Annotated in this window: 25 protein-coding genes; 9 read left to right on the top strand and 16 right to left on the bottom strand. The window is 66.9% G+C overall.

Going from position 1 to position 26,230, the window contains the following annotated elements; all coding sequences use genetic code 11:
• Positions 1-5 precede the first annotated feature (5 nt).
• A complete protein-coding gene (locus ACLQ3C_RS17515) occupies positions 6-932 on the top strand; it encodes a LysR family transcriptional regulator (protein ID WP_425706362.1) in 927 nt (308 codons plus the stop codon).
• Here ACLQ3C_RS17515 and ACLQ3C_RS17510 read toward each other — a convergent pair.
• The 7 genes from ACLQ3C_RS17510 to ACLQ3C_RS17480 form a co-directional block, all read right to left on the bottom strand.
• Entirely contained in the window at positions 913-2,595 is a 1,683-nt protein-coding gene (locus ACLQ3C_RS17510) for an acyl-CoA dehydrogenase family protein (RefSeq protein WP_425706361.1), read from the bottom strand. The two genes, ACLQ3C_RS17515 and ACLQ3C_RS17510, sit on opposite strands and share 20 nt — an antisense overlap.
• The gene (locus tag ACLQ3C_RS17505; protein WP_425706360.1) at positions 2,592-3,266 is read right to left on the bottom strand and encodes a TetR/AcrR family transcriptional regulator C-terminal domain-containing protein; all 675 of its coding nucleotides are present in this window, start codon (positions 3,264-3,266) and stop codon (positions 2,592-2,594) included. Before ACLQ3C_RS17505 ends, ACLQ3C_RS17510 begins: the two co-directional genes overlap by 4 nt.
• Positions 3,267-3,450: 184 nt before the next feature.
• A complete protein-coding gene (locus ACLQ3C_RS17500; protein ID WP_425706359.1) occupies positions 3,451-3,885 on the bottom strand; it encodes a type II toxin-antitoxin system VapC family toxin in 435 nt (144 codons plus the stop codon).
• Positions 3,875-4,144, bottom strand: a complete 270-nt coding sequence (locus ACLQ3C_RS17495; RefSeq protein ID WP_425706358.1) for a type II toxin-antitoxin system Phd/YefM family antitoxin — start codon at positions 4,142-4,144, stop codon at positions 3,875-3,877. The genes ACLQ3C_RS17500 and ACLQ3C_RS17495 overlap by 11 nt, the downstream gene beginning before the upstream one ends.
• Positions 4,145-4,216: 72 nt before the next feature.
• Complete coding sequence (locus tag ACLQ3C_RS17490; RefSeq protein WP_425706357.1) at positions 4,217-4,951, bottom strand: MgtC/SapB family protein; 735 nt, start codon at positions 4,949-4,951, stop codon at positions 4,217-4,219.
• A 116-nt stretch (positions 4,952-5,067) separates the two neighbouring features.
• Positions 5,068-6,732 (bottom strand): MDR family MFS transporter, encoded by a 1,665-nt coding sequence (locus tag ACLQ3C_RS17485; RefSeq protein ID WP_425706390.1) that lies wholly within the window; start codon positions 6,730-6,732, stop codon positions 5,068-5,070.
• A 290-nt stretch (positions 6,733-7,022) separates the two neighbouring features.
• Positions 7,023-7,463, bottom strand: coding sequence for a MarR family winged helix-turn-helix transcriptional regulator (locus ACLQ3C_RS17480; protein ID WP_425706356.1), 441 nt, complete (start codon positions 7,461-7,463; stop codon positions 7,023-7,025).
• Positions 7,464-7,550: 87 nt separating this feature from the next.
• Between ACLQ3C_RS17480 and ACLQ3C_RS17475 the strand changes: the two genes are divergently transcribed.
• Positions 7,551-8,240 carry a TetR/AcrR family transcriptional regulator gene (locus tag ACLQ3C_RS17475; protein ID WP_425706355.1) on the top strand — a complete coding sequence of 230 codons (690 nt, stop codon included), beginning with the start codon at positions 7,551-7,553 and terminating at the stop codon, positions 8,238-8,240.
• A gap of 17 nt (positions 8,241-8,257) precedes the next feature.
• Here ACLQ3C_RS17475 and ACLQ3C_RS17470 read toward each other — a convergent pair whose 3' ends face one another.
• Positions 8,258-8,866: a TetR/AcrR family transcriptional regulator gene (locus ACLQ3C_RS17470; RefSeq protein WP_425706354.1), complete on the bottom strand. Its 609-nt coding sequence runs from the start codon at positions 8,864-8,866 to the stop codon at positions 8,258-8,260.
• A 131-nt stretch (positions 8,867-8,997) separates the two neighbouring features.
• Between ACLQ3C_RS17470 and ACLQ3C_RS17465 the strand changes: the two genes are divergently transcribed.
• A complete protein-coding gene (locus ACLQ3C_RS17465; protein WP_425706353.1) occupies positions 8,998-10,149 on the top strand; it encodes an acyl-CoA dehydrogenase family protein in 1,152 nt (383 codons plus the stop codon).
• A 17-nt stretch (positions 10,150-10,166) separates the two neighbouring features.
• Here the strand turns inward: ACLQ3C_RS17465 and ACLQ3C_RS17460 are convergent, their stop codons facing one another.
• The 7 genes from ACLQ3C_RS17460 to ACLQ3C_RS17430 all read right to left on the bottom strand — a co-directional run bounded on the left by ACLQ3C_RS17460 (position 10,167) and on the right by ACLQ3C_RS17430 (position 17,806).
• Positions 10,167-10,805, bottom strand: a complete 639-nt coding sequence (locus ACLQ3C_RS17460) for a DUF1345 domain-containing protein (protein WP_425706352.1) — start codon at positions 10,803-10,805, stop codon at positions 10,167-10,169.
• Between the two features lie 80 nt (positions 10,806-10,885).
• Entirely contained in the window at positions 10,886-12,250 is a 1,365-nt protein-coding gene (locus tag ACLQ3C_RS17455) for a cytochrome P450 (RefSeq protein WP_425706351.1), read from the bottom strand.
• A 150-nt stretch (positions 12,251-12,400) separates the two neighbouring features.
• Positions 12,401-12,586: a DUF2795 domain-containing protein gene (locus tag ACLQ3C_RS17450; protein WP_425706350.1), complete on the bottom strand. Its 186-nt coding sequence runs from the start codon at positions 12,584-12,586 to the stop codon at positions 12,401-12,403.
• A 154-nt stretch (positions 12,587-12,740) separates the two neighbouring features.
• Positions 12,741-13,904, bottom strand: coding sequence for an acyl-CoA dehydrogenase family protein (locus ACLQ3C_RS17445; protein ID WP_425706349.1), 1,164 nt, complete (start codon positions 13,902-13,904; stop codon positions 12,741-12,743).
• A gap of 10 nt (positions 13,905-13,914) precedes the next feature.
• Positions 13,915-15,297: a xylulokinase gene (locus ACLQ3C_RS17440; protein ID WP_425706348.1), complete on the bottom strand. Its 1,383-nt coding sequence runs from the start codon at positions 15,295-15,297 to the stop codon at positions 13,915-13,917.
• A complete protein-coding gene (locus ACLQ3C_RS17435) occupies positions 15,294-16,775 on the bottom strand; it encodes a mannitol dehydrogenase family protein (RefSeq protein ID WP_425706347.1) in 1,482 nt (493 codons plus the stop codon). The genes ACLQ3C_RS17440 and ACLQ3C_RS17435 overlap by 4 nt, the downstream gene beginning before the upstream one ends.
• The gene (locus ACLQ3C_RS17430; protein WP_425706389.1) at positions 16,772-17,806 is read right to left on the bottom strand and encodes an NAD(P)-dependent alcohol dehydrogenase; all 1,035 of its coding nucleotides are present in this window, start codon (positions 17,804-17,806) and stop codon (positions 16,772-16,774) included. The genes ACLQ3C_RS17435 and ACLQ3C_RS17430 overlap by 4 nt, the downstream gene beginning before the upstream one ends.
• A gap of 277 nt (positions 17,807-18,083) precedes the next feature.
• Here ACLQ3C_RS17430 and ACLQ3C_RS17425 point away from each other — a divergent pair, with 277 nt between their 5' ends.
• The 6 genes from ACLQ3C_RS17425 to ACLQ3C_RS17400 all read left to right on the top strand — a co-directional run bounded on the left by ACLQ3C_RS17425 (position 18,084) and on the right by ACLQ3C_RS17400 (position 24,477).
• Positions 18,084-19,025 (top strand): sugar-binding transcriptional regulator, encoded by a 942-nt coding sequence (locus ACLQ3C_RS17425; RefSeq protein ID WP_425706388.1) that lies wholly within the window; start codon positions 18,084-18,086, stop codon positions 19,023-19,025.
• Positions 19,026-19,075: 50 nt separating this feature from the next.
• A complete protein-coding gene (locus ACLQ3C_RS17420) occupies positions 19,076-20,410 on the top strand; it encodes an ABC transporter substrate-binding protein (RefSeq protein WP_425706387.1) in 1,335 nt (444 codons plus the stop codon).
• Between the two features lie 2 nt (positions 20,411-20,412).
• Positions 20,413-21,372, top strand: coding sequence for a carbohydrate ABC transporter permease (locus ACLQ3C_RS17415; protein ID WP_425706346.1), 960 nt, complete (start codon positions 20,413-20,415; stop codon positions 21,370-21,372).
• Positions 21,372-22,250 (top strand): carbohydrate ABC transporter permease, encoded by an 879-nt coding sequence (locus ACLQ3C_RS17410; RefSeq protein WP_425706345.1) that lies wholly within the window; start codon positions 21,372-21,374, stop codon positions 22,248-22,250. Before ACLQ3C_RS17415 ends, ACLQ3C_RS17410 begins: the two co-directional genes overlap by 1 nt.
• 81 nt (positions 22,251-22,331) lie before the next feature.
• On the top strand, positions 22,332-23,438 hold the full coding sequence (locus ACLQ3C_RS17405; RefSeq protein ID WP_425706344.1) for an ABC transporter ATP-binding protein: 1,107 nt from the start codon (positions 22,332-22,334) through the stop codon (positions 23,436-23,438).
• A gap of 145 nt (positions 23,439-23,583) precedes the next feature.
• Entirely contained in the window at positions 23,584-24,477 is an 894-nt protein-coding gene (locus ACLQ3C_RS17400; protein ID WP_425706343.1) for a phytanoyl-CoA dioxygenase family protein, read from the top strand.
• Between the two features lie 81 nt (positions 24,478-24,558).
• Here the strand turns inward: ACLQ3C_RS17400 and ACLQ3C_RS17395 are convergent, their stop codons facing one another.
• Entirely contained in the window at positions 24,559-26,061 is a 1,503-nt protein-coding gene (locus ACLQ3C_RS17395; RefSeq protein WP_425706342.1) for an MFS transporter, read from the bottom strand.
• Between the last annotated feature and the right edge of the window lie 169 nt (positions 26,062-26,230).

Raw genomic sequence — 26,230 nt, 5'->3', positions numbered from 1 at the left:
AACGTATGCGTGACCTGGATCTACGGCGACTGCGGATGTTCATGGCTGTCGTCGACGCCCCCTCCCTCCGGGTTGCCGCCGAACGTCTCTACATCTCCCAGCAAGCGCTCTCGGTGGCCATCCGCGAGCTCGAACGCCAGCTCGACGTCGAATTGTTCTCCCGGTCGCGTCGCGCGCTGACGCCGACGCCGGCCGGTCTGGCCCTCTACGAGGGGGCGGTACCGTTGCTGGCCGGCGGAGCGAACCTCGCGTCCGAGGTGCAGATGATCGACGCAAACAAGCCCACACCGTTCAGCATCGGGCACACCCCGGGTCTCGCGCCGTCGGAGGTGTTCCAGGTCATCGAGGGTGCGGTACTGGCCGATCCGTCCGTCTCGATCACCGTCAAACCGATCTGGCCTGGTGACATTCACGATGCGATCACGGCCGGGGATATCGACCTCGCGCTGGCCCGCAGTCACACCGCGGTCCCGAATCTGGCCGGCGCGATCGCGACCAGGCACGAGTTGCGGCTCGCGGTCAACGCGGCCAATCCGCTGGCCGAGCACGCCACCTGTGCGATGAGGGATCTCGCCAACCATCCGATCGTGGTGTCCGAACTCGAGGACGACTACAAGAACATGATCGTGTCGTATTGCCGCCGAGTCGGTTTCGAGCCGGAGATCATCGTCTCCAATTTGCGTGGCACACCCCCGCACATGTCGGTCATCACCCATCCGGACGGCTGTGCATTCGTCACCAACCAGCCGGGTTGGCTGTACCAGGATCAGATCCGCATCATTTCCTTCGACGACCCGCCGATGACCCCGGTGATGGCAATGTGGTTGCCCAACACCGCTTCCCGGACGCGAAACGCCATCCTCGACGCGGTCGGGGCCAGTGCCGTTCCAGGGGGCAGTGTCGATCCAGGAGTCAGTGCCGATCCAGGATGACGTCCAGGTCGGTGCCGGCGGGTAGTGTCCCGTATTCGAAGCCACGATCGGCGCCGAGGCGGGCGGCGATGAAGGCATCGGCGACCCCGTCCGGTGAAAAACGCACGAGCAGTGAGGCTTGCAACGCCAGCGCCATCGACTCGACGACGCGGCGTGCGGTGCGCTGAGCCGATGCGGCGTCGAGTCCGGCGAGTTCGGCGAGCTGGGTGCGTACCCGATCGAGGTGTGCGTCGAGGACGGGGTGGGCGCCTCGGGCCCGATTGATCTCGTCGTCGAAGGCACCGACCGATTCCGGCTCGCGGGTCATGGCCCGCAGCACGTCGAGCGCGATGACGTTGCCCGAACCCTCCCAGACGGCCATCACCGGCTGCTCCCGATACCGCATCGCGAGCGGGAAGTCTTCGGTATATCCGTTGCCGCCCAAGCATTCCAGCGCTTCGTAGGCATGGTGCGGGCCACGTTTGCAGATCCAGTACTTGGCGACGGCGGTGGCCAGCCGCCGGAAGGCGCGTTCGGTGTCGGAGGCGTCCTCGTCGTGGGCGCGCGCCAGTCGCATCGCGGTGACGGTGGCGGCCTCCGATTCCAGGGCGAGGTCGGCGAGTACCGCGGTCATGGCGGGCTGATCGGCCAGCGTCGCACCGAACGCCGCGCGGTGGCGCGCATGCCAGAGTGCCTCACCGGTGGCCTGACGCATGCCGGCGGCGCTGCCGATGACGCAGTCGAGGCGGGTCTGGGCGACCATCTCGATGATGGTGCGTACCCCGCGGCCCGGTTCGCCGACCATCAGGGCCACGGTGCCGTCGAGTTCGATCTCGCTGGACGCGTTGGACTTGTTGCCGAGCTTGTTCTTGAGGCGCTGGATACCGAAGACGTTGCGGGTGCCGTCGGGCAGGACGCGCGGCAGCAGGAAGCACGAAAGTCCTTCGCCGCCTGGGCCTTGCGCCTGTGCGAGCACCAGGAAGGCATCCGACATCGGCGCCGAACAGAACCACTTGTGGCCGGTCAGCAGATACTCGGCACCCGGTCCGCCTGAGCCCACCGGCCGGGCGACGGTGGTATTGGCCCGCACGTCCGAGCCGCCTTGCTTCTCGGTCATCGACATCCCGAAGATCGCCGAGCTCTTGTCCGCGGACAGCTCGGCGGAGTAGCTGCGCGACAATGCCTTCGGTACCCAATGTGCGGCGACGTCGGGCTGCAGTTCCAGTGACGGGATCACCGCATGCGTCATCGACACCGGGCAGGCGTGCCCGGGCTCGATCTGCCCGAACAGCATGAACACCGCCGCGCGTGCGACATGCGATCCGGGCTGCGGATCATCCCAGCAACGGGTATGCGCCCCATGCGAGATCGCCTCGGAGATGATGCGGTGATACGCCGGGTGATACTCGACCTCGTCGATTCGATGGCCCCACCGGTCGAAGCTGTGCAACTCGGGCGTGATCGTGTTGGCCAGGTGCGCGTCGTGCTGGAAGCCCGCGCTGCCCACGAGCGCGCCGACGGTGCGCAATTCGTCTTCGGCCCACGCTGCGTCGTGTCGGCGAACCGCTTCTTGCAGAACGATGTTCAGGTCGTACTCGTTGATGTCCACGCGCGGCGTGGACTGGTTGGTGACGGTGTGGGTGACGTGTGGTCGTGGATGGGTGGTGGACGTGGTGGCGGTCATCGGGCGGCCTTTCCGGTGGCGGGGACGGTAGTGGGGCGTAGTGGCCGGTCGAGGACCTGCTCGGGGATCTGCATGTTGGTGAACACGACGGTGACGGCGTCGGCGACGGAGGCGCCCAGTTCGTCTGCGCCCGATTCATTTGCTACCGCGGCATTCTGGACGGTCAGACCGAAGATCGCCGACCAGAACGCGCGCGCCTCGACGCCGATGTCGGCGCGCAGTTGCCACCCGGTACGCACCAGGGTGTCGAGCAGGGCGGCCTCGCCGCGGTCGTGCAACGTGGTGAGCGTGTCGGTGATGTAGGGACGCAGATCGGTCCGGCGCGGCACCAGCAGCAGTGCCCGGGTGAACAGTTCGACACCGCGCGCCTGCGGCCCGAGCAGCGTCTCGACCAGGGTTCGGGTGTAGTCGCGGACCGTCGCCGACGACGCCGCGGCCTCTTCCGCATGCCGCCCGGCCCGCAGGACGGCCGTGCAGGCCACCTCGACGAACAGTTGCTCTTTGGAGCCGAAGTAGTAGGTGACCTGATTGGGGAACGCATCCGCCCGCGCGCAGATCTGTGCGACCGACGCCGTCTCCCCGACCTCGGTGAACACCTCGGTCGCCGCGCGTAGCAGCGCGTCACGGGTTGCCTTGCCTGCATCGCGGGTCGCGCGTCGAGATGTGGTCACGGTCACTCCTGGTGTTTGTATGACAAACAATAAACTGACCGGGGTGCTGGAGGCAATGTTGGGTGGATTCTCGAGACGACGTGTGATCTCGGCGCGGGCGGATTCGCTTGTGCCGTAGATCGGTGTCAGCAGGTGACACCGATCTACGGCAGCGACTCGATCTGCGGGTCGACGGTGCCGCGACTCAGGTGATCGGGCGATGTACGGGAATGATCCGGACGACGTCGTCCAGACCGGCAAAATCATCCGGATTCGTTGTGTAGAGCGGCAATTCCGCAGTGATGGCCACCGCTGCGATCATCAGGTCGGCCACGCGCCGCCGAGGTGTTCGCCCATGTGCCCGCACCGCGGCGCTGACCCTGCCGAACGCTCGGGCCGATTCGGTGTCGAACGGGAGGGGATCGAACTCGCTTTCCGTTCGCTGGAGTATCTCTGCGCGCCGCGCGCGTTCGGCGATCGCGTCCGTGTCCTCGCCGCCGACCATATGCACTCCCGCGGACAGTTCGGCGAGGGTGATCGTGCTGATCGCCATCTCGTCCGGGAGCTCGTCGGGATCAAGCGCGTGGCGGAGGATCACGATGTTCGTGTCGAGGAGACCTCGGGGCACGTCAGCGCGCATACGGGTCGTCCGGCGTCGACAAGTATGTGTCATCTTGTTCCGACCGGAACCTGTCGAGATCGATCGACGGAGCCATACGCGAGCCGCGGGCGAAATCGGCACGCGTGACGAACTGGCGGCGTCGGCGGAGCGGGACCAGCTCGCCGATCGCATGCCCGTCCCTGGTCACCGTGAACGAGTCGCCCTTTTCGACTGCGTCCATGATCTCCTTCGAGCGTATGCGCAGGTCGCGCTGGCTCACTTCGTGCGGCATGCTCATGTAGCACACAGTAGCACCGGGTGCTACGAGCCGAGGATTTCGGCGACCGCGGCGTCGTGATCATGTGGAGGATCAGTCGTTCTCGTCCTCGCCCTGATCGACCCGGACCACCCCGTCGATGCCGGCGAGGGTGCTCGTGGCGGCGTCGGCTCCGCGTCCGTGGAATCGGAGGCTGATCATCACGAGGGGAACCCGGTGGTCGTCGGACTGCGTCCGCGCACGGTCGGCGATGTCGAGGGAACTGATCGTCCAGGAGTGCGAGGTGCAGGTGGCGAGCAGGTCACGCAGCACGCCCCGGCCGTCCTCGTAGGTGATGGTGTAGGTCCGCTCGGCCTGCCCACGCGCACTCATGAGGCGGCCGAGCGGTGTGTAGGCGAAGACGATGACGAAGTGCAGCCCGGTGACCAGCAACGCCAGTAGCGGCAGACCGGCGCCTGCGGCCATACCGATCGCGGCGGTCTCCCAGACGGAGGCCGCCGTGGTCAGACCGCGGATGGCGCCGCGGCAGGTGATGATCAGTCCGGCACCGAGGAAGCCGATGCCGGAGACGATCTGCGCGGCGACACGCGACGGATCGAGCACCACCGTGCCGGGCTGCAGGACGTCGGAGAATCCGTACTTGCTGACGATGAGGATCAGCGCCGAGGCCGTCCCGACGATCGTCTGGGTGCGCAGGCCCGCGCTCTTGCCCTGGAACTGGCGTTCCAGGCCGATCACCGACGAGAGCACGAACGCCACCAGGAGCTCGCCGAGTTGCCGCCAGCCCTGACCGTGTGCGGAATCCATTGCCGCCAGGACGTGGGTCATTCACCGATTATGACTCACCACACGCCGCGGCCAAGGGCTTGCGCCCACAAAAATGCCCGGCGGCTCACGGCAAATGCCATGAGCCGCCGGGCGATTGGTTCCGATGACGTTAGTGCTCAGCGGTTCGAGAACTGGTCGCGACCCGGGGCGCGCTCGGGTCCGTCGGACGTTCCGGCCACCGCGGGAGCGGCGATGATCTCGGTCAACCCGGCGTCGGCGGCGTCGACTGACAACGCTGACGGATCAGCGGTGCCCGGTTCTGGGGCGTTGCCGTGATGCTCGTCGAAGGCGCTCTGGGTCTTGAGCGCGACCTCCTTGATGAACAGCACCGCGATCAGGCTGATCGCCGCCATCACCGCGGCCACCAGGAAGATGCGCGCGGTGCCGTCGCCGTAGGCGCCGCGTACCAGATCGGCCAGCGGAGCGGGTAATTCGTTCAGATTGGACAGGCCCGCCCCGGACGCGCCGGCCTGGGCCGTGTCGATACCCATGGCGCTGAGCCCCTTGGCGATGAGGTCGGTGACGTGGTTGGACAACACCGCGCCGAGCACCGACACGCCGGCCGCGCCACCGAGGGACCGGAAGAACGTGACGGTGGAGGTGGCCGACCCCAGATTGGCCGGGGCGACGTTGTTCTGGACGGCCAGCACCAGGTTCTGCATGGTCATGCCCATGCCGAGACCCAGCACGAACAGATAGCCGCTCATCAGGACCATGTTGGTGTGCGCGTCGATCGTCGCCAGCAAGGCGAAACCGGCGGTCATCAGGGTGGCACCGGCAACGATGAAGCCCTTCCACCGGCCGAAGCGGGTGATCAGCTGTCCCGACACCGTCGCCGACAGCATCGAGCCGATGATCATCGGCAGCATCAACAGTCCCGCGGCGGTCGGTGAGTGGCCGCGGGCGATCTGGAAGTACTGACCCAGGAACACCGCACTGCCGAACAGCGCCACACCGACGGCGAGGCTGGCGACGGTGGCCAGGGCAATGGTCCGGTCACGGAACAGCCGCAGCGGAATGATCGGATCCTTGGCCCGCGACTCGACGAACAGTGCCGCCGCCAGCAAGACCAGGCCGAGTCCCACGAGACCGAAGGTCCATCCGGAGATCCAGTCGAAGTTCTTGCCCGCCAAGGTGACCCAGATCAGCAGCGTGCTCACGCCGGCAGCGATCAACACCGCGCCGGAGTAGTCGATCCGGACATCCTTGCGGATGACCGGCAGGTTCAGGGTGCGTTGGATGACGAGCAGCGCGATGACGGCCAGCGGCACGCACACGTAGAAGGTCCAGCGCCAGCCGAGCCAACTGGTGTCGACGATGACGCCACCGATCAAGGGGCCGGCGACCGTGGCCAGCGACATGACCGCGGCGATCGGCCCTTGGTAGCGGCCGCGTTCGCGCGGGCTGAACATCGATGCGATGACGATGACGACCAGCGCCTGCAGTCCGCCGAGGCCCAGCCCCTGGATGACGCGGAAACCGATCAGCATGCCCACCGACTGGGACAGGCCGGCCAGGACGGACCCGAGGGTGAACAGCGTCAACGCGATCTGCACCAGCAGCTTCTTGCTGATGAGGTCGGAGAGCTTGCCCCACAAGGGCGTGGTCGCGGTGGATGCCAGCAGGGTGGCGGTGACCACCCAGGTGTACTGGTCCTGGGTGCCGTGCAGGTCGGTGATGATCACCGGCAACGCGTTGGACACGATCGTCGATGACAAGAACGCGACGAACATGCCGAGCAGCAGTCCGACGAGCGCTTCGATGCGCTGCCGGTGTGTCATCGACACGTCCGACGCCGAAGCGAGCGGCGCGCGCTTCGAAACGGTCGTACTCATGGGCGGATACCTCCATAGATCAAGCGAATCCATCCGCGAAGAAGCGCGGGGGAAAGGTGGTGGTCGGCGATGGCCGAGGTTCGTCGTCATGCCGGGAGTGCGCGGCGTCGCCGGGCACAGCAATTAGTTGACTGGCGCAACTATAAGCGTAATAGATGCAACACGCAACTATCTCGGCCTATTCCGGCCCGCGCGAGGTGTGATCGGATGCCCGGCACGGCAGGCCGGGCCCGGCGTCAGCCGGCGGCGTCGGTGGTCTCGGCGAGGCGTCGCAGCAGCTCGGTGAGGGTACGGATGTCGTCGGGGTTCCATTCCGACAGGCGCTGGCGCCACTCGAGAACGGAGGAGGCGACCACGTCGTCGAAGCGGGCGCGGCCGGCATCGGTGAGGCGGACCACGCGGGCGCGGGCGTCGTCGGGGTCGGGAGTGCGTTCGACGAGCCCGAGGCGCACCACCGCGTCGATCTGGCGAGTGACCGTCGACTTGTCGAGGCCGAGTTCGGGCACGAGCTGTGACATCGGCAGCGACTCGTGCGCGGCGAGAACGGTGATCAGGGGATAGGCCGACGGGTCCAGATGCGGGTCGATCGCGTGCGCACGGGTCCGCATGCGCCCGCGTCCGCGCCGCCAGATGCCGGCGAGTTCGGCTTCCAACTCGGTGATCGGGTCCGCGCTCATCCTCGGCAATCCCCCTCGCATCGACAGGCCGGGCGGGCGCCCGACTCGCTCAGCGTAACGGGCAACAGGTCCGCGGGTTGGCCTAGGATGACGGAGTTCGACGAAAGCCGATGGCTGGCAAGGGGAGTGACAGTGGGTGAGGCCGGGCCGAAAGACGGGGGGCCGAAAGACGGGAGGCGGATCGGCGACTGGCGCGACTATCCGCCGTTGGCGTTGCCCACGATTCTCGACGTCGCGCTGCGGCAGATCGTCGAACACGGCTATGACGCCACCAGCGTCCGCACCATCGCCGGTGAGGTCGGGGTCACCGTCCCGGCGCTGTACTACCACCATCAGAACAAGCAGGCCATCCTCGTTGCGCTCTTCGACCACGCGATGAGTACGGTCGGCGCACATGTCGACGCCGCGCTGGCGCAGGCCGGTGACGACCCGGTGCGACGGCTCTCGGCGATGGTCGAGGCGATCGTCCTCTATATGGCCCACTACCGCGATCTGGCCTTTCTCGACTCCGAGCGTCGGTCGCTGACCGCCGATAACGGCCGCCGGTATCGCGAACATCGTGACGGGATCGACGTCAAACTCCGTGCCGCGATCGAAGATGGTTGCCGCGCTGACATTTTCGCGACAACTGTGCCGGATTCGGCGCGCCGGGCGATCCTGTCGATGTGTCAGGGAGTCGCGAACTGGTATCACCCGGACGGCCCGAAAACCCCCGGTGAGACCGCGGCAGAGTACGTCCGCATCGCCCTCGCTGCGGTCGAATACCGCGCGGCCTGACCGGGTCGTCGGCGGCGTCAGTCGTCGGTGGGCGGCGCGTCCGCAGGCAGCTCGACCCCGAGTTCGTCCCACGGGCCGATGGCGCTCTCGAGCAGAACCCGGAATCCGGCGGCGAGCGCCTCGTGCGAGCGCAGCGTCCCGCTTTCGTATCCCACCAGCAGATACATCGACATGGTCGCGTAGTCCTGGGCCGGAAAATCGTCTCCGAGGGCCACCCGATAGGTCTCGGCGATGAAGTCGCGGCGCTCGAGATCGACCTCCTCCTGGTGCCTGCGGACCTCGGCGTCCTGCGCCGCCCAGACGCGGATCGCCCGCTCGGAGTCGTGCGGCAGCGTCAGCCCGATGTCCACGAGTACCGCCAGTCGCTGCCGTGGGTCGGTCACCTTGCGCGCCTCGGCGATCGGGCGGCGACTCTTCTCCTCGCGCCAGTAGACGATCAGCGCCGAGGAGAACTCGGCCCAATTGTCGAAGGCGTGATAGAAACTGCCGGTGGTGGCGTCGGCTCTCGCGCAGACCGCGGCGAGCTTGAGTGCGCCGTAACCGTCCTCGGCGAGGACGATCAGACCGGCCTCCAGGAATCGCACACGCGCGTACCGCGACGGTGTCGATCTCCTCTCGCGGGCCATGACCCCCGATACTAGGCCCGCTTGTTGTTGATCTGCATCACACCCCGTGTTACAACTTAGCGAGCGATCAGTCGGGCGTTGGAATGGCGCTCGAATGGCCAAGGCCGCCACCATCGAACGGATCTCCAGCGATGAAACGTCGAATCTTCGAACCCGAACACGAACAACTGCGTGCGTCCGCACGCGAATTCCTCGCCCGCGAATGCGCACCGAACGTCGAGAAGTGGGAAGCGGCCGGGCAAGTCGACCGCGAGGCCTACCGAAAGGCGGGCGACGCGGGACTGCTCGGCTTCAACATCCCGGAGGAGTACGGCGGTGGCGGGGTCACCGACGACTTCCGCTTCAATGCCGTCATCGTGGAGGAGTTCGCACGTTTCGGCAGCGCCGGCCCCGGGCTGAGTCTGCAGAACGACGTCTTGGTCCCGTACTTCCTGCACCTGGCCAACGACGAGCAGCGTGCCCGGTGGATGCCCGGGATGGCAACGGGCGAAACGATTCTTGCAGTCGCGATGACCGAGCCGGGTGCCGGTAGTGACCTCGCCGGGATCAAGGCCTCGGCGCGGCCCGACGGTGATCACTACATCCTCAACGGCTCCAAGACGTTCATCTCGGCGGGCATCAACTCCGATCTGGTCGTGGTGGTGTGCCGGACCGACCCCGACCCGGCCGCCGGGCACAAGGCGTTCTCACTGCTCGTCGTCGAACGCGGCATGGACGGCTTCGAGCGCGGTCGCAAACTCGACAAGATGGGCCTCAAGGCACAAGACACCGCCGAATTGCACTTCACCGACGTGCGGGTGCCCAAGGAGAATCTGCTCGGCGTCGAGGGGCGCGGCTTCTATCACCTCATGCAGAATCTGCCGTCCGAACGGCTCTCGATCGGCATCGGCGCCATCGCCGGCGCCCGCGCCGTGTTCACCGAGACCCTGCAATACACGAAGGACCGCAAGGCTTTTGGCCAACCGATCGGCGCCTTCCAGGCCAACCGCTTCACGTTGGCCGAGATGTCGACCGAACTCGACATCGCCGAACAATACATCGACCGGTGTCTGAGCGCGGTTCTCGACGGCGAACTGACCGCCGTCGACGCCGCCAAGAACAAGTGGTGGTGTACCGAACTGGCCAAGAAGGTCATCGACCGGTGCGTGCAGCTACACGGCGGATACGGCTACATGAACGAGTACCGGGTCGCGCGCGCCTACACCGACTCGCGTATCCAGACCATCTTCGGCGGTACGACAGAGATCATGAAGGACATCATCGGGCGCGATATGGGGCTGTAGCGCTACGGATCTCGTGTCTACCCCGTGACGATGCCGGCCACGAGGTTGATCGTCGTCGCCAGGATCACCGCACCGAACACATACGAGAGCAGGCAATGTCGCAGCGCCACCGCCCGGATGGCGGAATTGGAGACCGAGGTGTCGGAGACCTGATAGGTCATGCCGAGGTTGTAGCTGAAGTAGAAGAAATCGCGGTAGGCCGGCGGATCGTCGGAGTTGAAATCGATACCGCCGACCGGACTTCTCGCGTAGTACAGGAACGCATACCGGGTGGCATACATCAGATGCAGGGCCGCCCAGGAGAGAAAGACGCCCAGCAGGGCCACCGCCGCCGGGAGCCAGTGGGCATGTGAGCCGCCCTCGACGAGCAGCGCGACGATGCCGCCGAGGGCACACGATGCCGCCACGACGACGATGACCTCGTCGACGATGGGACGGAAATCCTCCCGGCCCACATGTCGGCGCGTGTCGTCGGCGTCCACCGGCCACAGGGTGAGCCACCCGAGCGCGACGAAGACGCCCGCAGAGATCGCGATGCCGCAGAGCACGCCGATGCCGGCGTCGGCGTCCACGAGCCCGATGACGATACCCAGCACCACGCCGGCGGCCAGGGCGATGAGGACACGGAAACCCGCAGTGCTCGGGATGATGCGCATACCCAGTTCTAGCGTGCGCCGGATCGGTGAGGGCGCCCGCCCTCACATCGACGGCACGTGCCTGCCCCTGTGGTCCCTGCTCAGCTCACCCGGAAGCGGAGACCGAAGTTGTTCAGGGTGGCGGGCAGGGGCGCGTCGGGCGACAGGTTCGGTTGCGACGTCAGCGTGAACGTTGCGGAGCCGAGTAGGTGTGCGAGGAAGGTGCTGGTGGAGAACAGCACCAGATTCTGTCCCGGGCATTGCGCGGGCCCACTGCTGAAGGGCACCAGGTCCGGACGGGCCTGCGCGGTGCCGTCGGCCCAGATGTGCGGGACGAAGCTGTCGGCGTAGTCTGCCAGCTCGGGGTCGCGATGGAAGGTCGGTGTCTGGATCAGCACTGCCGCACCGGATTTGACGACGAGAGACTCATCGTCGCCCCAGTAGGTGTCGGCGGTGGTGTCGCGCAGGATCGTCGGCGTGGTGGGCCACAGGCGCACCGACTCGAGTATGCAGGCGCGCAGGTAGTCGTAGGTGGCCGGTTCGGTGGTGATCGGCTCGATGTCGGCGAGCGCACGTGCCAGCGCGTCGGGATGGGTGCTCACCAAGGCCAGCGCCCGGCTGAGCACGATTCCCGCGGCGTCAAAAGCGAAGAGCCAGTGCGGCATCTGGCCGATGGGGTCGATCGCGGGGGTGGTCGGGACCTCGCTGATCGCCGCTGCCAGGGTGCCGGGCTGCGGATCTTCCAGATAGTGGTAGAGACGCTCGATGAACTGTTCGCGGCGCCGGGCGTGTGGCCGGGACAGGAATGACCAGTTGCCTGCGGCGCGCAGTTTCCGGAGCAGATTTGTCGTTGTCTCGTCGTCGCGGGCGGCGTCGCCCAGGGTGATTCGGCGGACCGCTTTCCACCAGCTGATCATCAGGTCGTCGGCGGTCATCGCACCGGACTTGCGCACCCGGGACAGCAGCGCCTCGGCTTCCTCGTGGAGGACCGCGGCGATGGGTGCGGCCATCCGGTGCAGCGGCCGGGGAGTGTCGAGAGCGGCCACGTTGATCACCCGCCGCTGCTCACGCAGCGGTCCCTCCGAGATGAGCACGGCATGCGGTTGGAACGGCGCCAGCGCGGCCTTCTTCTCGCGGTTGGCGGGAGTGAACGGATTCGGCGATTCGGCAAGAACGCGGCCCACGTCCGCCGGGTCGAGGATGACGACGATGCGCCGTCCGGGAATGACGAGTTCCACCGGCCCACGCCCGAATTCTCGACGGAGTCGCTGTGCACAACGCAGCGCGGTGGCGTCGGCCTGCATGCGTTCGAGTCCGGCCATCGCCCAGGGGCGGCGCACGATGACGCCGGCCGCGACGGCGGCGAAGCCCAGTTCCGCAAGGACACGCAGAGCGCGTGGCCCGCTGATCTGCGGCACCGGATGTGCCACGACGGCGCGAGTGGGCTGTGCTGTCGTCTCGGTCATCGTCGGCCTCTCGTCGGGTGTTGAACCGTTCGACGCAGGATGCCCGCGGTCGGCGACGTCAAACCCTGCCAACCGCACACCATCGCCGACGGCGCCCGAACTGATACCGAGCGCTGTCGGCGGTGTATGGCGCGCGGCGCCCGTGACCTCTCAGAAGACGGCCTTCTGCACGTCGTCCGGCCCGGTGAACTGCTGGTCGGGCAGCTTGCGCAAGGCCGACAACACGGTGTCGTCCGCCCCATTGCCCTCGGCGGTCTTGACGATGCCGTCCTTGCTCGACGGATAGCTGATGCCGCCCAGCGCCTTCTGTAGTGCGATGGGGTTCACGTCACTCATTGGCCCTACCTCCGATTCGATGATGATCACTGAGTCGGTGGAGGCGGCCGTGATGTCCGATCGCCCCCGCCGATCACCGGTTACCCAACCGGGCGCGGATTCAACACCGACCGCGGATTCAACACCGACCGCGGATTCAACACCGGGCGCCGATTCAATACCGACCGCGCATGAGATTGCCGCCGATGATGAGCCGCTGGATCTCGCTGGTGCCCTCGTAGAGACGCAGCAGCCGGACGTCGCGGTAGATGCGCTCGACCGGGACCTCGCGCATGTATCCGGTTCCGCCGTGGATCTGGACGGCGAGATCGGCGACCTTGCCGACCATCTCGGTGCAGTACAACTTGGCCACCGACGGCGCGGTACGCCGGTCCTCTCCGGTGACATACTTCTGGGCGGCGTCGCGCACGAGTGCGCGGCCGGCCATCACGCCGGTCTGCTGGTCGGCGAGCATGGCCTGCACCAATTGGAAAGAGCCGATGGGTTTTCCGCCCTGCGTGGCACCGGCCGCGTAGGCGACCGACTCGTCGAGCGCCCGCTGGGCCTGCCCGACGGCGAGAGCGGCGATGTGGATGCGCCCACGGGCCAGGGACGTCATCGCGGCCCGATAGCCGGTCTCCTCGTCACCGCCGACGAGTGCCGACGCCGGTACCCGCACGCCATCGAACGTCACGTCGGCGGTCCATGCGCCCTCCTGACCCATCTTCTTGTCCTTGACGCCGACCGCGACGCCGGCGGTGTCGGCGGGGACGAGGAACACCGCGATCCCCGTGTTCTTGCCCTCCGCCGCGCGCGTGCGGGCGAAGACGACGAACAGGTCGGCGATCGGGGCGTTGGTGATGAAGCGTTTCTGCCCGTCGATCACCCACTCGTCGCCGTCGCGGACCGCCTTGGTGCGCAGGCCGGCAGGGTTGGAGCCGGCGCCGGGCTCGGTGAGGGCAAACGACGCGACGACGTCGCCCGCGGCGATGCGCTCGAGCCACGCAGTCTTCTGTTCGTCGGTGCCGAAGTTGACCAGCACCTGTCCGGCGATGCCGTTGTTGGTGCCGAACATCGACCGCAGCGCCAGCGTGGTGTAACCGAATTCCATTGCCAGTTCGACGTCCTGGGTGAGGTCGAGCCCCAGACCGCCCCATTCCTGGGGGATCGCATACCCGAAGAGGCCCATCTCGGCGGCCTGGGCGCGCAGGTCGCCGGGGATGGCGTCGGTTTCCATGATCTCGGTCTCGCGTGGGACGACCTTGGTACGGATGAAGTCGTGCACCACCGAACGGATCTGTTCGAAGTCGTCTGCGCTGACTGTCGTGGACCCTGTCATGCAGCCGAAATTAGCAAATCCCGGCCGTCGACTTCCGGTATTGCTCGTACACCTGGGGAGTCGGCGTCGCGGTGAGGACGCGACCGCCGACCGGCCACTCGGGAAGCTCACCGGTCAGTGCCCACGCGGCCTGTCGGGCAGCGCCGAGCGCCACGTATTCCCCGTCGGCGGGCAGGATGACCTCGCCACCGAACAACTCCGGCGCAATGCCCTGCACTGCAGCCGATTTCACACCTCCGCCGGTCAGCAGGCAGCGGTCGATGCCGATGCCCTGGGCCTCGATCTGTTCGCGGCAGTAGACCAGCGAGCACAGCAGTCCCTCGACGGCGGCTCGGGCGACGTGGGCCGGGGTGAAGTTCGCGGTGGTGATCCCGCACAACGTTCCACTCGCGTCGGGCAGATTGGGTGAGCGCTCGCCGGCCAGATAGGGGATCAGTGTCAGCCCATCGGCTCCCGGCGGCGCCGACAGCGCCAGCTCGGCGAACCGCGAGAGATCGACGCCGAGCATTTGCGCGGTCGCCGACAACACCGGTGCACCGTTGAGGGTGCACACCAGCGGGAGGTGTCTGCCGGTGGCGTCGGCGAACCCGGCCACGATGCCGGTCCGGTCGCGCGGAGCGACGTCGCCGACAACGCAGAGAACCCCGGACGTCCCGAGTGACACGATCGCGTCGCCGCGCCGCGCCGCCACACCCAGTGCGGCCGCGGCATTGTCGCCTGCTCCCGCGCCGAGCACGATGCCCCGTGGAGTCGTTGCCGCGACCTCGTCCGGGCCGACGACGCGAGGCAGAATCGGTACTCGGCCGCGAAATGCCAAGCCGAGCAGGTCGGTTCGGTATTCGCCGGTGGCCGCGCTGAAGTATCCGGTACCCGAGGCGTCGCTGCGGTCGGTGCTCAGCGTGGAGATGTCCGCGCCGCCCGCGAGTCGCCAGGTCAGCCAGTCATGGGGCAGACACACCGCCGCCGTCGCGTCGGCATGGTCGGGCTCGTGGTCGGCGAGCCAGCGCAGCTTCGACGCGGTGATCGCGGCGACGGGCACCACGCCGACCGCATCGACCCAGCAGTGGGCACCACCGAACTCGTCGACCAGATCGCGTGCCGCGTCAGCAGACCGGATGTCGTTCCACAGCAATGCATCTCGGACGACCTGCCCGTCACGGTCGAGGCAGACGAGGCCGTGCTGCTGCCCGGCGACCGACATCGCGGCGACGTCGTCGACCCCGCCCGCCGCGTCGACGGCGGCGAGCAGTGCCTCCCACCAGCGGTCCGGATGTACCTCGGTGCCGCCCGGATGCGGTGCGCTGCCCGATCGGACGACGGCGCCGGTGTCGGCGTCGCACACGACCACCTTGCACGACTGCGTCGACGAGTCGATCCCGGCGATCAGCGTCATGCGAGCAGTTCCCGCAGCGTGTCGCGGGCGCCCTTGGTACGCAACGTCTCCAGTGCCCACAGATACGGCGTGGTGAACTCCTCGCGGGTCGCGAGGTCGCCGAAGAGCGACTCCTCGGACAGGAACGCGAAGGGCTCGGTACGTGACCGGCGGGCCAGCCCGACGAGCCGATCGGCGAGGGGATCGTCGACGTCGATGGGGTCGCCCTGCTCGTCGACGCCTTCGTCATAACGCGTCCAGCTCGCGACCACCGCCGCCGCGAAGTCCACGCCACCGTGCTGCGTCAGCCGGTCACCGATGACCGGTACCAGCCACTTGGGGATGCGATTGGACGAGTCCTGACACAGCCGCGCCACGGTGTCGGCGATGGCCGGGTTGGCGAACCGTTCGAGCAGCGTGTCGATATAGCCGTCGACGTCCACGCCGGGGAGCGGCTCGAGGGTGGGCTTGCCCTCCTCGGTCATATAGCGCCGCAGCAGGTTCCGGATATCCGGGTCCTCGGCGGCATCATGCACGTACCGGTAGCCGAGCAGATACGCGAAGTAGCACAGTGTCTGATGGCCGGAGTTGAGAAGCCGCAGCTTCATCAGTTCGTAGGGCGTCACATCGGCGACGACCTGAACTCCCGCCTTCTCGAAGGATGGCCGCCCGCAGGAGAAGTCGTCCTCGATGACCCACTGGGTGAACGGTTCGGCGACGACCGGCCACGCGTCGGCGATCCCGGTGCGCGCGGCGACCTCGTCGGCGAGCTCGGCGGGCGTGGCCGGCGTGATGCGGTCGACCATCGAGTTGGGAAAGCTGGTGTGGCCCTCGATCCAGCCGGCGAGATCGGCGTCGCGCAGTCGGGCATAGGCGAGGAAGGTGGACCGTGCCATGTGCCCGTTGCCGGCGATGTTGTCGCACGACATGACCGTGAACGACGGCACCCCACGGTCGCGGCGCCGGGCGAGGCCCTCGACGACGAGGCCGAACACCGTTGTCGGAGGGCCGTTGCCGGCGAGATCGGCGACGACCTCGGGATCGGATGCATCGAACTCGCCGGTCGAGGCGGAGAAGTTGTATCCGCCCTCGGTGACGGTCAGCGACACGATACGGGTGGCCGGGTCGGCGAGCCGTTCGAGGACGGCCTCGGGATCGTCGGGCGCGTAACGGTATTCGATGATCGAGCCGATGACCGACGTCGTGACCGTACCGTCGGGCGCTTTGAGGGTCAGGGTGTAGAGGCAGTCCTGGGGGACGAGGGCGTCGCGCATGTGCACATCGGCAGGCCGCACGCCGACCCCGCTGATGCCCCACGACGGGTCGTTCGCCAACAGCTTGTCGAGGTAGCAGGCCTGGTGGGCGCGGTGGAATCCGCCGACCCCGAAGTGCACGATCCCGGGTGTCACCGTCGCTCGGTCGTAAGCGGGCGTGGTCACGCCGGTCAGCGAGCCGAGGGTGGCGTTGCGCAGCGGCGTGCGGGTCGATGGGGTGCTCACGAGTGGGCCTTTCGGTTCGGCGGGACCTCGGCGTGCGAGAGGTTCGGGTGGACAATGGCTTTGATCATGCCGGGGATTCGGTCGGAGTCGAATGCCGCGGCCAGCTCGTCGAGTCCGTAGTGGGCGGTGACCATCGCGTCGAGATCGACCGCACCCGAGGTGACGAGTGCGCGGGCGGTCGGCCAGGTGTTGGCATAGCGGAACACCCCGGTGAGGACGATCTCACGATTCTGGATCAGCGAGACCGGCAGGTCCATGGTGTCGGCGCCCATCCCGACCAGCACCGCCCGCCCGGCCGGGCGCAGTGCCCGCAGACCTGCGGTGACGGCACCGGCCACGCCGCTGGCGTCGATGAACGCATCCACCGCGCTCACCTCGGCGCCCGGTTCGATGGCCTCGGTGGCCCCGAACTCGCCGGCTCGCGCGCGTCGCAGACCGTCGGGTTCGCTGATGACGATCCGCGCGAGCCCGGCCGCACGTGCGACCTGCACGCACATCAGTCCGATCGGTCCGGCGCCGGCGATGAGCAGCGAATCACCCAAGCCCACGGCGGCCTTGCGCACCGCGGCGATCCCGACCGAGAGCGGCTCGAAGAGTGCGGCCGCCTCGTCGGTGACCTCGTCGGGTACCGGATGCGCGAACGCCGCCCCGATGGTGACGAATCCGGCGAGCGCGCCGTCGACCGGTGGAGTGGCATAGAACCGCATGTGCGGACACAGGTGATAGTCGCCGCGCATCGACTCGGCCGACGTGGAGTCGGGACGCTGCGGCTCGATCGACACGCGCTGACCGATCCGTGATGTCGCGACGCCGTCGCCCACCGCGACGACGGTGCCGGCCGCTTCATGGCCGAGCACCAGCGGGGCGGTGACGACGTGGTCGCCGATCCGGCCGTGCCGCAGGTAGTGGGTGTCCGAGCCGCAGATGCCGACCGCGCTGACCTGCACCAGGACGTCGCCGGGCGACGGTTGCGGTACGGGCCGCTCTTCGACGCCCAGATGACGGTCGGGCCAGAGGACACCGGCCCGCATGGTCAAACGAGTCGAGTCACAGTCGGCGGTGAGTGTTGCGTAGGTCACATGTCGGATGTTACCGTATTGAGCACATCAACGGCTAGTGAGCAAATGCTCACGACGGGTTTCGAAACGGAGTCCACGAGTGCCACACCGCAACCAAGCCACAGATCTCGGCCCGGGAACGACCGGTCGGGACGCGACGGGGGACGTATCGGGCGAAGCGCCCAAGCGATCGACGCCGGGGCGCGGATCGGCCGGCCGCGCCGGTACCGATGCCGGTCAGGATCTACGGCTGTTGGTCCGCGCCGCGACCATGTATCACCTCGAAGGGCTGACCCAGGCCGACATCGCCGGGCGGCTCGGGGTGTCGCGCCCGACGGCAGGCCGGCTCATCGCACGCGCACGCGCCCAGGGCCTGGTCCGGGTGTCGGTCGCCGCGCCGGCGCACCTGTCGGCGTCGATCCACACCGATCTGGAGCGGCGGGTGGAGGAGACGTTCGACCTCGACGAGGTGCTGATCATCGACGAGGTCGCCGATGGGAGTCCGTCCGGCAATGCGGCGCTCGGGCGGGCGGGCGCGTCGGTGCTGTCGCGGCGTATCCAGCCCGGCGACACCTTCGGATTCACCTGGGGCCCTGAGCAGGTGGCGGTCGCCGACGCCATCGGCGCGGCCGGCGCGGCGGAGCGGGTGGTGCAGATGGACGGATCGATGACCTCGGTCGACTACCACACCGGTGTCGATCACGCACTCTCCCGATTCTCCGAACGTCTGCACGCGCGCCCGGTGCGTCTGGTCGCCCCGCTGTTCGCCGACCCCGACACCGTCGCCGCATTGAATCGTGACTCGATTGTCTCGCAGGCACTGTCGGCGGCTCGCGGTGCCCAGGTGATGCTGTTCGGCGTCGGATCGGTGTCCACCGCGACGACCCTGTTCGAGGGTGCCTACATCGACGCCACCGTGCTCGACGAACTCCTCGACCTGGGAGCGGTCGGCGAGATCGGCGGCCGCTTCTATGACGCGCATGGCGCCGTCGTCGAATCGAGTCTGGTCGAGCGGACCGTCTCGGTATCTCTCGATGCGGTAAAGGCGTGTCCCACAACGATTCTGGTGTCCGGTGGCGGGCACCGGGCCGAATCGATCCTCGGAGCACTGCGCGGCGGTTACGTGTCCATCATGGTCACCGATGTGGCCACCGCGAAATGGCTTGTGTCAGAACAGGAAGGTCAGCAGTGAGATCCACCCGACGAAAAGTTGCGCGCGCACCACGCCGGCGCTCCGGGCCGATGGCTGCGCTGGTGGCACTCGCCGCGGCGGTCGGCCTGGTCGCCACGGGATGTGCGGGCGCCGGCTCGCTCACCGGCGGCGGCGGCCGCGAGGTCACCGTGGCCATGGTCTCGAACTCGCAGATGCAGGACGCCGTCAAGCTGTCCACTCAGTTCGAACAACAGCACCCCGGCGTCAACGTCCGCTTCGTGACGTTGTCGGAGAACGAGGCCCGCGCCAAGATCACCGCGTCGGTGGCCACCGGCGGTGGTGAATTCGACGTGGTGATGATCAGCAACTACGAGACCCCGATGTGGGCCGAGAACGGCTGGCTGGTCAACCTCACCCCGTATATGGACGCCGACCCGGAATATGACGCCGACGACTTCATCCCGACCTTGAAATCGGCGCTGTCCTATCAGGGTTCGATGTACTCGGCGCCGTTCTACGGGGAGTCGTCGTTCCTCATGTACAACAAGAAGCTGTTCCGGGACGCCAACGTGACATTGCCGCCCGACCCGACCTGGCCGCAGGTCGCCGAGGCCGCCCGCAAGCTCACCAACGACCGCACCGCCGGAATCTGCCTGCGCGGCAAGCCGGGCTGGGGTGAGGTGCTCGCGCCGCTGAACACGGTGATCAACGCCTACGGCGGCCGATGGTACGACGAGAACTGGAACGCACAGCTGACCAGTCCGCAGGTCGAGGCGGCCGTCCAGTTCTACGTCGACACCGTGCGCAAGTACGGGGAGGCCGGTGCGTCGTCGTCGGGCTTCCAGGAATGCGGAAACCTGATGTCGCAGAGTCAGGTTGCGATGTGGTACGACGCCACCTCGGCGGTGTCGGTACTGGAGAGTCCGGACACCTCGACGATTGCCGGCGACGTCGGATACCTGCCTGCGCCGCGAATGGCCAAGAGTGACAACGGGTGGCTCTACACCTGGGCGCTGGGCATTCCCACCAGCAGCAAACATCAAAAGGATGCGTGGGACTTCATCGACTGGATGACCAACCGGCGCTACGTCGAGCATGTGGCGAACACGTTGGGAGCCACGCATATCCCGCCGGGCAGCCGACTCTCGACCTACCAGCTGCCTGCCTATCAGAAGATCTCCCAGCCGTTCGCACAGCAGACCCTGCACGCGATGCAGGCGGCGGACCAGCAGAAGCCGACGCTACAACCGGTGCCCTACACCGGCGTCCAGTTCTTGGCGATCCCCGAATTCCAGGACCTCGGAACCCGGGTGAGTCAGCAGATCTCGGCGGCGATCGCCGGCCAGATCAGCGTGCACGACGCGCTCGAGCAGTCTCAGCAGTATGCCGAGGTCGTCGGCAAGTCCTACCAGAGGGAGCAGTGAGGATGGCCACCGCAGTAACCACCCCCGGCACTCCGGTGCCCTCGGACGTCGGACGGACGGTGACGTCCAAGAACGATCGCATCACGCGGGCCGAAGGCTGGCGACGGCGCGGACCGTTGCTGCCCGCACTGATCTTCATGCTCGTGGTCACCCAGATCCCGTTCGTGTTCACGCTCTACTACTCGACGCAATCCTGGAATCTCGTCCGGCCCGGGTCCCGCAAATTCGTCGGCTTCGACAACTACACCGCAGTGTTCGCCGACAGCCAGTTCTGGAAGGTCACCGTCAACACGATCCTGCTCATCGTGGGCACCGTGCTGATCTCGGTGGTCCTCGGGCTGATCTTCGCACTGCTGCTCGATCGGAAGTTCCTGGGCCGCGGAATCGTTCGGACGCTGCTCATCACGCCGTTCCTGGTGACGCCGGTGGCCGCAGCCCTGCTGTGGAAGACCAGCCTGCTCTCACCGACGAACGGATTGGTCAACTGGGCTCTGAGTCCCTTGGGAATTCACACCGACTGGCTCTCGGAGTTCCCGTTGGCCAGCGTGATGGCCGAACTCGTCTGGCAGTGGACGCCTTTCATGATGTTGCTGATCCTGGCCGGGCTCCAATCCATGCCCCGCGACGTCCAGGAGGCGGCACGGGTCGACGGTGCCGGGGGCTTCGCGATGTTCCGCGAACTGACGCTGCCACATCTGCGGCGCTTCATCGAACTGGGCACCGTGCTCGGCGCGATCTACCTGGTCAACACCTTCGACGCGGTGTACATGATGACCTCCGGCGGCCCGGGCGTCGCCAGTTCGAACCTGTCCTACTACATCTATCAGCGCGCCTTCCTCGGATTCGACATCGGGCAGGCCGCGGCGATGGGCGTGGTCACGGTGATCGGCACGATCGTCGTCGCCTCACTGGCCCTGCGCCTGATCTTCAAGTCATTCACCGGAACAGAGGAGCCGGCCTGATGAGTACCGACACCCGTCCCGCCCCGACCACCCGCCCCGACGAGAGGACCGACGACGTCCGTCGACGCCGCAGCCCGCGGCAGATGGCGCTGACCACGATCACCTGGATTCTGGCCATCGGCTTCTTCTTTCCGGTGCTGTGGATGGTGCTGACCGCATTCAAGAAGGAAAGCGACGCCGCGACCAGCCCGCCCACCTTCTTCTTCACCCCGACCCTCGATCAGTTCCGCAACGTCTTCGACGCCGGAATCGGTACGCCACTGCTCAATTCGTTGTTCGCGACGGTGGCGTCGACGATCCTGGTGCTGGTACTGGGCGTTCCGGCCGCCTTCGCATTGTCACTGCGGCCGGTGCGCAAGACCAAGGACGCACTGTTCTTCTTCATCTCCACCAAGATGCTGCCGATCGTCGCCGCGATCATCCCGCTGTACGTGATCGTCGGGAAGATGGGCATGCTCGACAACGTCTGGACGCTGGTGATCCTCTACACCGCAATGAATCTGCCGATCGCGGTGTGGATGATGCGGTCGTTCTTCCTCGAAGTGCCCGGCGAACTCCTCGAGGCGGCCAGTATCGACGGGGCGAGTCTGTGGACGTCGGTCCGTGAAGTGATCCTGCCGCTCATCTCGCCGGGTATCGCGGCGACCGCGCTGATCTGTGTCATCTTCTCGTGGAACGAATTCTTCTTCGCCGTGAACATGACCGCGGTCAACGGTCAGACGATGCCGGTCTTTTTGACCGGCTTCATGTCCGGGCAGGGCCTGTACTGGGCGCAGCTGTCGGCGGCCTCGGTGCTCGCGGCACTGCCGGTCGTGATCTGTGGCTGGATCGCGCAGAACAAGCTCGTCCGCGGCCTGTCCTTCGGGGCGATCAAGTAAGCGCGCCATCACGTAGTCGGGTCATCACCTACGCACCTAATCCACGGCACCCCACAACTTTTCACACCGGCAGGAGAAACCATGGCAACCATCGCATATGACAAGGCGTGCTGCGTCTACCCGGGCGCAGACAAACTGGCCGTCGACTCGCTCGATCTCGACATCGCCGACGGCGAGTTCGTGGTGCTCGTCGGGCCGTCGGGTTCGGGCAAGTCGACGGCACTGCGTATGCTCGCCGGCCTCGAGGACATCGACTCCGGGCAGATCCGGATCGGCGGCGACAACATGGTGGGCGTCGCACCCAAGGATCGCGACATCGCCATGGTGTTCCAGAACTATGCGCTCTACCCGAACAAGACCGTCGGTGAGAACATGGGATTCGCCCTCAAGATGCGCGGCATCTCGGCGGCCGACCGCAAAAAGCGGGTGGCCGAGGCGGCCAAGCTGCTCGACCTCACCGACTTCCTCGATCGCAAGCCCGCCAAATTGTCCGGTGGGCAGCGACAGCGCGTGGCCATGGGCCGCGCGATCGTGCGCGAACCGCGCGTGTTCTGCATGGACGAGCCATTGTCGAATCTCGACGCCAAGCTGCGCGTCCAGACCCGCACCCAGATCGCCGCACTGCAACGGCGTCTGGGTACCACCACGGTCTACGTCACCCACGACCAGGTGGAGGCGATGACCATGGGTGATCGGGTCGCCGTCCTCAAACACGGAGTGCTGCAGCAGTTCTCCACACCCTCGGAGCTCTATGACCGGCCGGTCAACGCATTCGTGGCCGGCTTCATCGGCTCACCGGCGATGAACCTTTTCTCCGCCCCGGTGCAAGACGGTGCGATCTCCATCGCCGGTGCCGAGATCGATGTGAACGCGCAATCGGCTGCCGCGCTGCGCAACTCGGGTCTGTCATCGGTCATCGTCGGCATCCGTCCCGAGCACCTGGCGCTCTCCGACGACGGCTCGGGGCTCAACGCCGACGTCGCGCTGCTCGAAGAACTCGGTAGCGAAACCTATGTGTATGCCTCGCTCGCCGACGATTCGGTGCGCAACCTCGACGGTGACCCGATGGTCGTGGTGGCCCGTTCGGCGCAGCGCGCACCCGCCAAGCGTGGCGAAGGTGTCCGGCTGCGGCAGGCCGACAACACCGTGCACCTGTTCCATCCCGATTCGGGTGAGCGGCTGGTGTGACCCGGTGGCTGTGGGGGTGGTTCGACGCGACCGGCACGATCGATAGACTGCGCGCGGGTGGCTCCTGCCCATGACGTGGTCACGGGCGGGCGCCGACCACCACAACCGAATACGGCCGAAGAATGCCGATCGAGAGAAGAGATCAATGCCGATCACAGACACTCGGACTGCCAATCGACCAGTCGACGTCTACCGCACCCGTCTCGCCCGCCGAAGCCAAGTGGAGCCCCGGCCACATCCGGCGCTCTGGAATCGCGATCCCGGCGGACCCCTCGGGACCGACGAGTTACGCACCTATGACCGGCGCGGATATCACTGCGCCGAAGCCGTACTGAACAGCAACGACATCGAAAATTGCCTCGCCGAGGCGGAGGAGATCGCCACCCGGCTCGGCGAGGACGACAGAATCGTCCGCGAGTCGTCCAACGGGGACGTGCGCTCCATCTTCGCCGTCCACCATCTCAGCGCCGTCATCGCCGAGATCTGTGCCCGCGACGAGATCGTCGGGGTGGCACAGCAGATTCTCGACGACGACGTCTACATCCATCAGAGCCGGATCAACCTCAAACCCGGCTTCGCCGGTGGCCCGTTCTACTGGCATTCGGACTTCGAGACCTGGCATGCCGAGGACGGGATGCCGGCACCGCGGGCGCTGAGCGTGTCGCTGGCACTGACGCCCAACCTGACCACCAACGGCGCACTGATGATCATTCCGGGATCCCATAAGCAGTTCGTCAGCTGTGTGGGGCGCACTCCGGAGGGCTATCACCGCGAGTCGCTGGTGTCGTATCGGCCGCCGTTCGGTACGCCCGACGAGCAGGACGTGGCCGCACTCGCCGACGAGCACGGTATCGACCTGATCACCGGGCCTGCCGGCTCGGCGCTGTATTTCGATTCCAATTGCATGCACGCATCGGCGGGCAACATCAGTCCGGACGCGCGCAGCAACCTGTTCGTGGTGTTCAACGCCAGGTCGAATGCGCTGCAGGAACCGTTCGGCGCGGACGCGCCACGGCCCGACCATCTCGCCCACCGGTAGCCAGGACCGCGGAAGTCGGAGAGACCGATATCCGTTCCCGTGCAACGGTGATCGCTGCGCGGGAACGGATGCGGTGCGGCGTCAGCGGCTCGCGGTGGTCGCGGAGTCCTCGATCACCACCGCAGAGGGCGTCGGCTTCGGGCCGTGCCGCGGGATGAACAGCGTGATGGCGACACCGACGAAGGCCGCGAGCGCGCCCACCAGGAAGCACAACTTGAACGTGGTGTGGGTGGGCACATCGGTGCCCGCCATCGTGATGGTCGACGTGGTGAGCAACACCGCCATCACCGCCGAGGAGACGGTGGTGCCGATCGAACGCATCAACCCGTTGAGACCCACGGCCGCACCGGCCTCGGTCATCGGAACGGCTCCCATGATGAGCGTGGGCATGGCCGCGTAGCCGATGCCGACGCCGGACGCGGCGATGATCGAGGCGATCATCAACTGCCACGGCGAGTGCATCAGGAACATGGCGATCAGGTACCCGACGCCGAGCACCGTCGCGCCGATGGCCAGCGTGTACTTGGCACCGATCTTGTTGATCAATATGCCCGAGATGGGCGCGAACACGAGCATCATCAGACCGCCCGGCGCCATCCAGAGACCCGCGGCGAGCATGGACTGATCCAGGCCGACCCCGGTGACGGCGGGTAGCTCGAGCAGCATCGGGATGACGATCGACTGGGCCATCATGCCGAAACCGATGGCGACGGCCGCGACGTTGGTGAGCAGCACCGCCGGACGTGCGGTGGTACGGAGATCGACCAGCGGTTCCGGCGTGCGCAATTGGTAAAAGCCCCACAGGACCAGCACGGCGAGACCGCCGATCAGGGTGCCGAGGGTCGTGGCCGAGCTCCAGCCCCAGTCGTTACCCTTCGAGACCGCGATCAGGGCCGCACACAGCCCGATGGCGAGGCCGATCACGCCGACGATGTCGAAGCGGCCACCGACCGCGTCCGGGACGTGCGGGATGACCACGATGACCAGCACGAGCACCAGAGCCGCCACGATGGCCGACATCCAGAACAGGGCATGCCAGTTCCAGCTCTGCGCGATCCAGGCCGACAGCGGCAGGCCGATCGCGCCGCCCACCCCGAGGGTGGCGCTCATCGCGGCGATCGCCATCGAGGTGATCTTGGGTGGGGTCACCTCACGCATGAGACTGATGCCGACCGGGATGAATCCCATGGCCAGGCCCTGGATGGCACGGCCGGCGATCATCGGGATCGCCGCGCTGCTGAGCGCACACACGACCGAACCGACGACCAGCAGCACCGCGCTGCCCAGCAATGCGCGCTGCTTGCCGAACATGTCACCGAGGCGTCCGGCGATCGGCATCGCGATCGCCCCGCCGAGCAGCGTTGCGGTGATCACCCAGGAGGCGGTGGAGTGGGATGTGTGCAGGTACTCCGGGAGCTTCGGCTGGATCGGGATGACCAGCGTCTGCATCAGCGCGGCCACCAGACCGCCGAAGCACAGCGCGATGACGGTGGCGATCGCGGCGCCGTTCGACGACCCGTCGCGGGGACTCGACTCGTAGTGCGCCGGGTTCTCTGAAGCCGGCGAGGACGCGGTGTCCGACATGGCACCTCCTTGGGTACGTAGGCATGGGGCATGGGGCATGGGGCACGGGGCGCGGGCCCGGGGGGTATGCAGGCGTGAGGCACGCGGGTGTGCAGACCTTCGGATATGTAGGTTACATATGTACGCTACATACGCCAACGCGTGGCCGGTGCGGTGCCGGATCGGCAGG

The organism is Gordonia sp. DT30 (assembly GCF_049844915.1).
Lineage (GTDB): Bacteria > Actinomycetota > Actinomycetes > Mycobacteriales > Mycobacteriaceae > Gordonia.
This window is presented reverse-complemented; position numbering and strand designations above follow the sequence as displayed.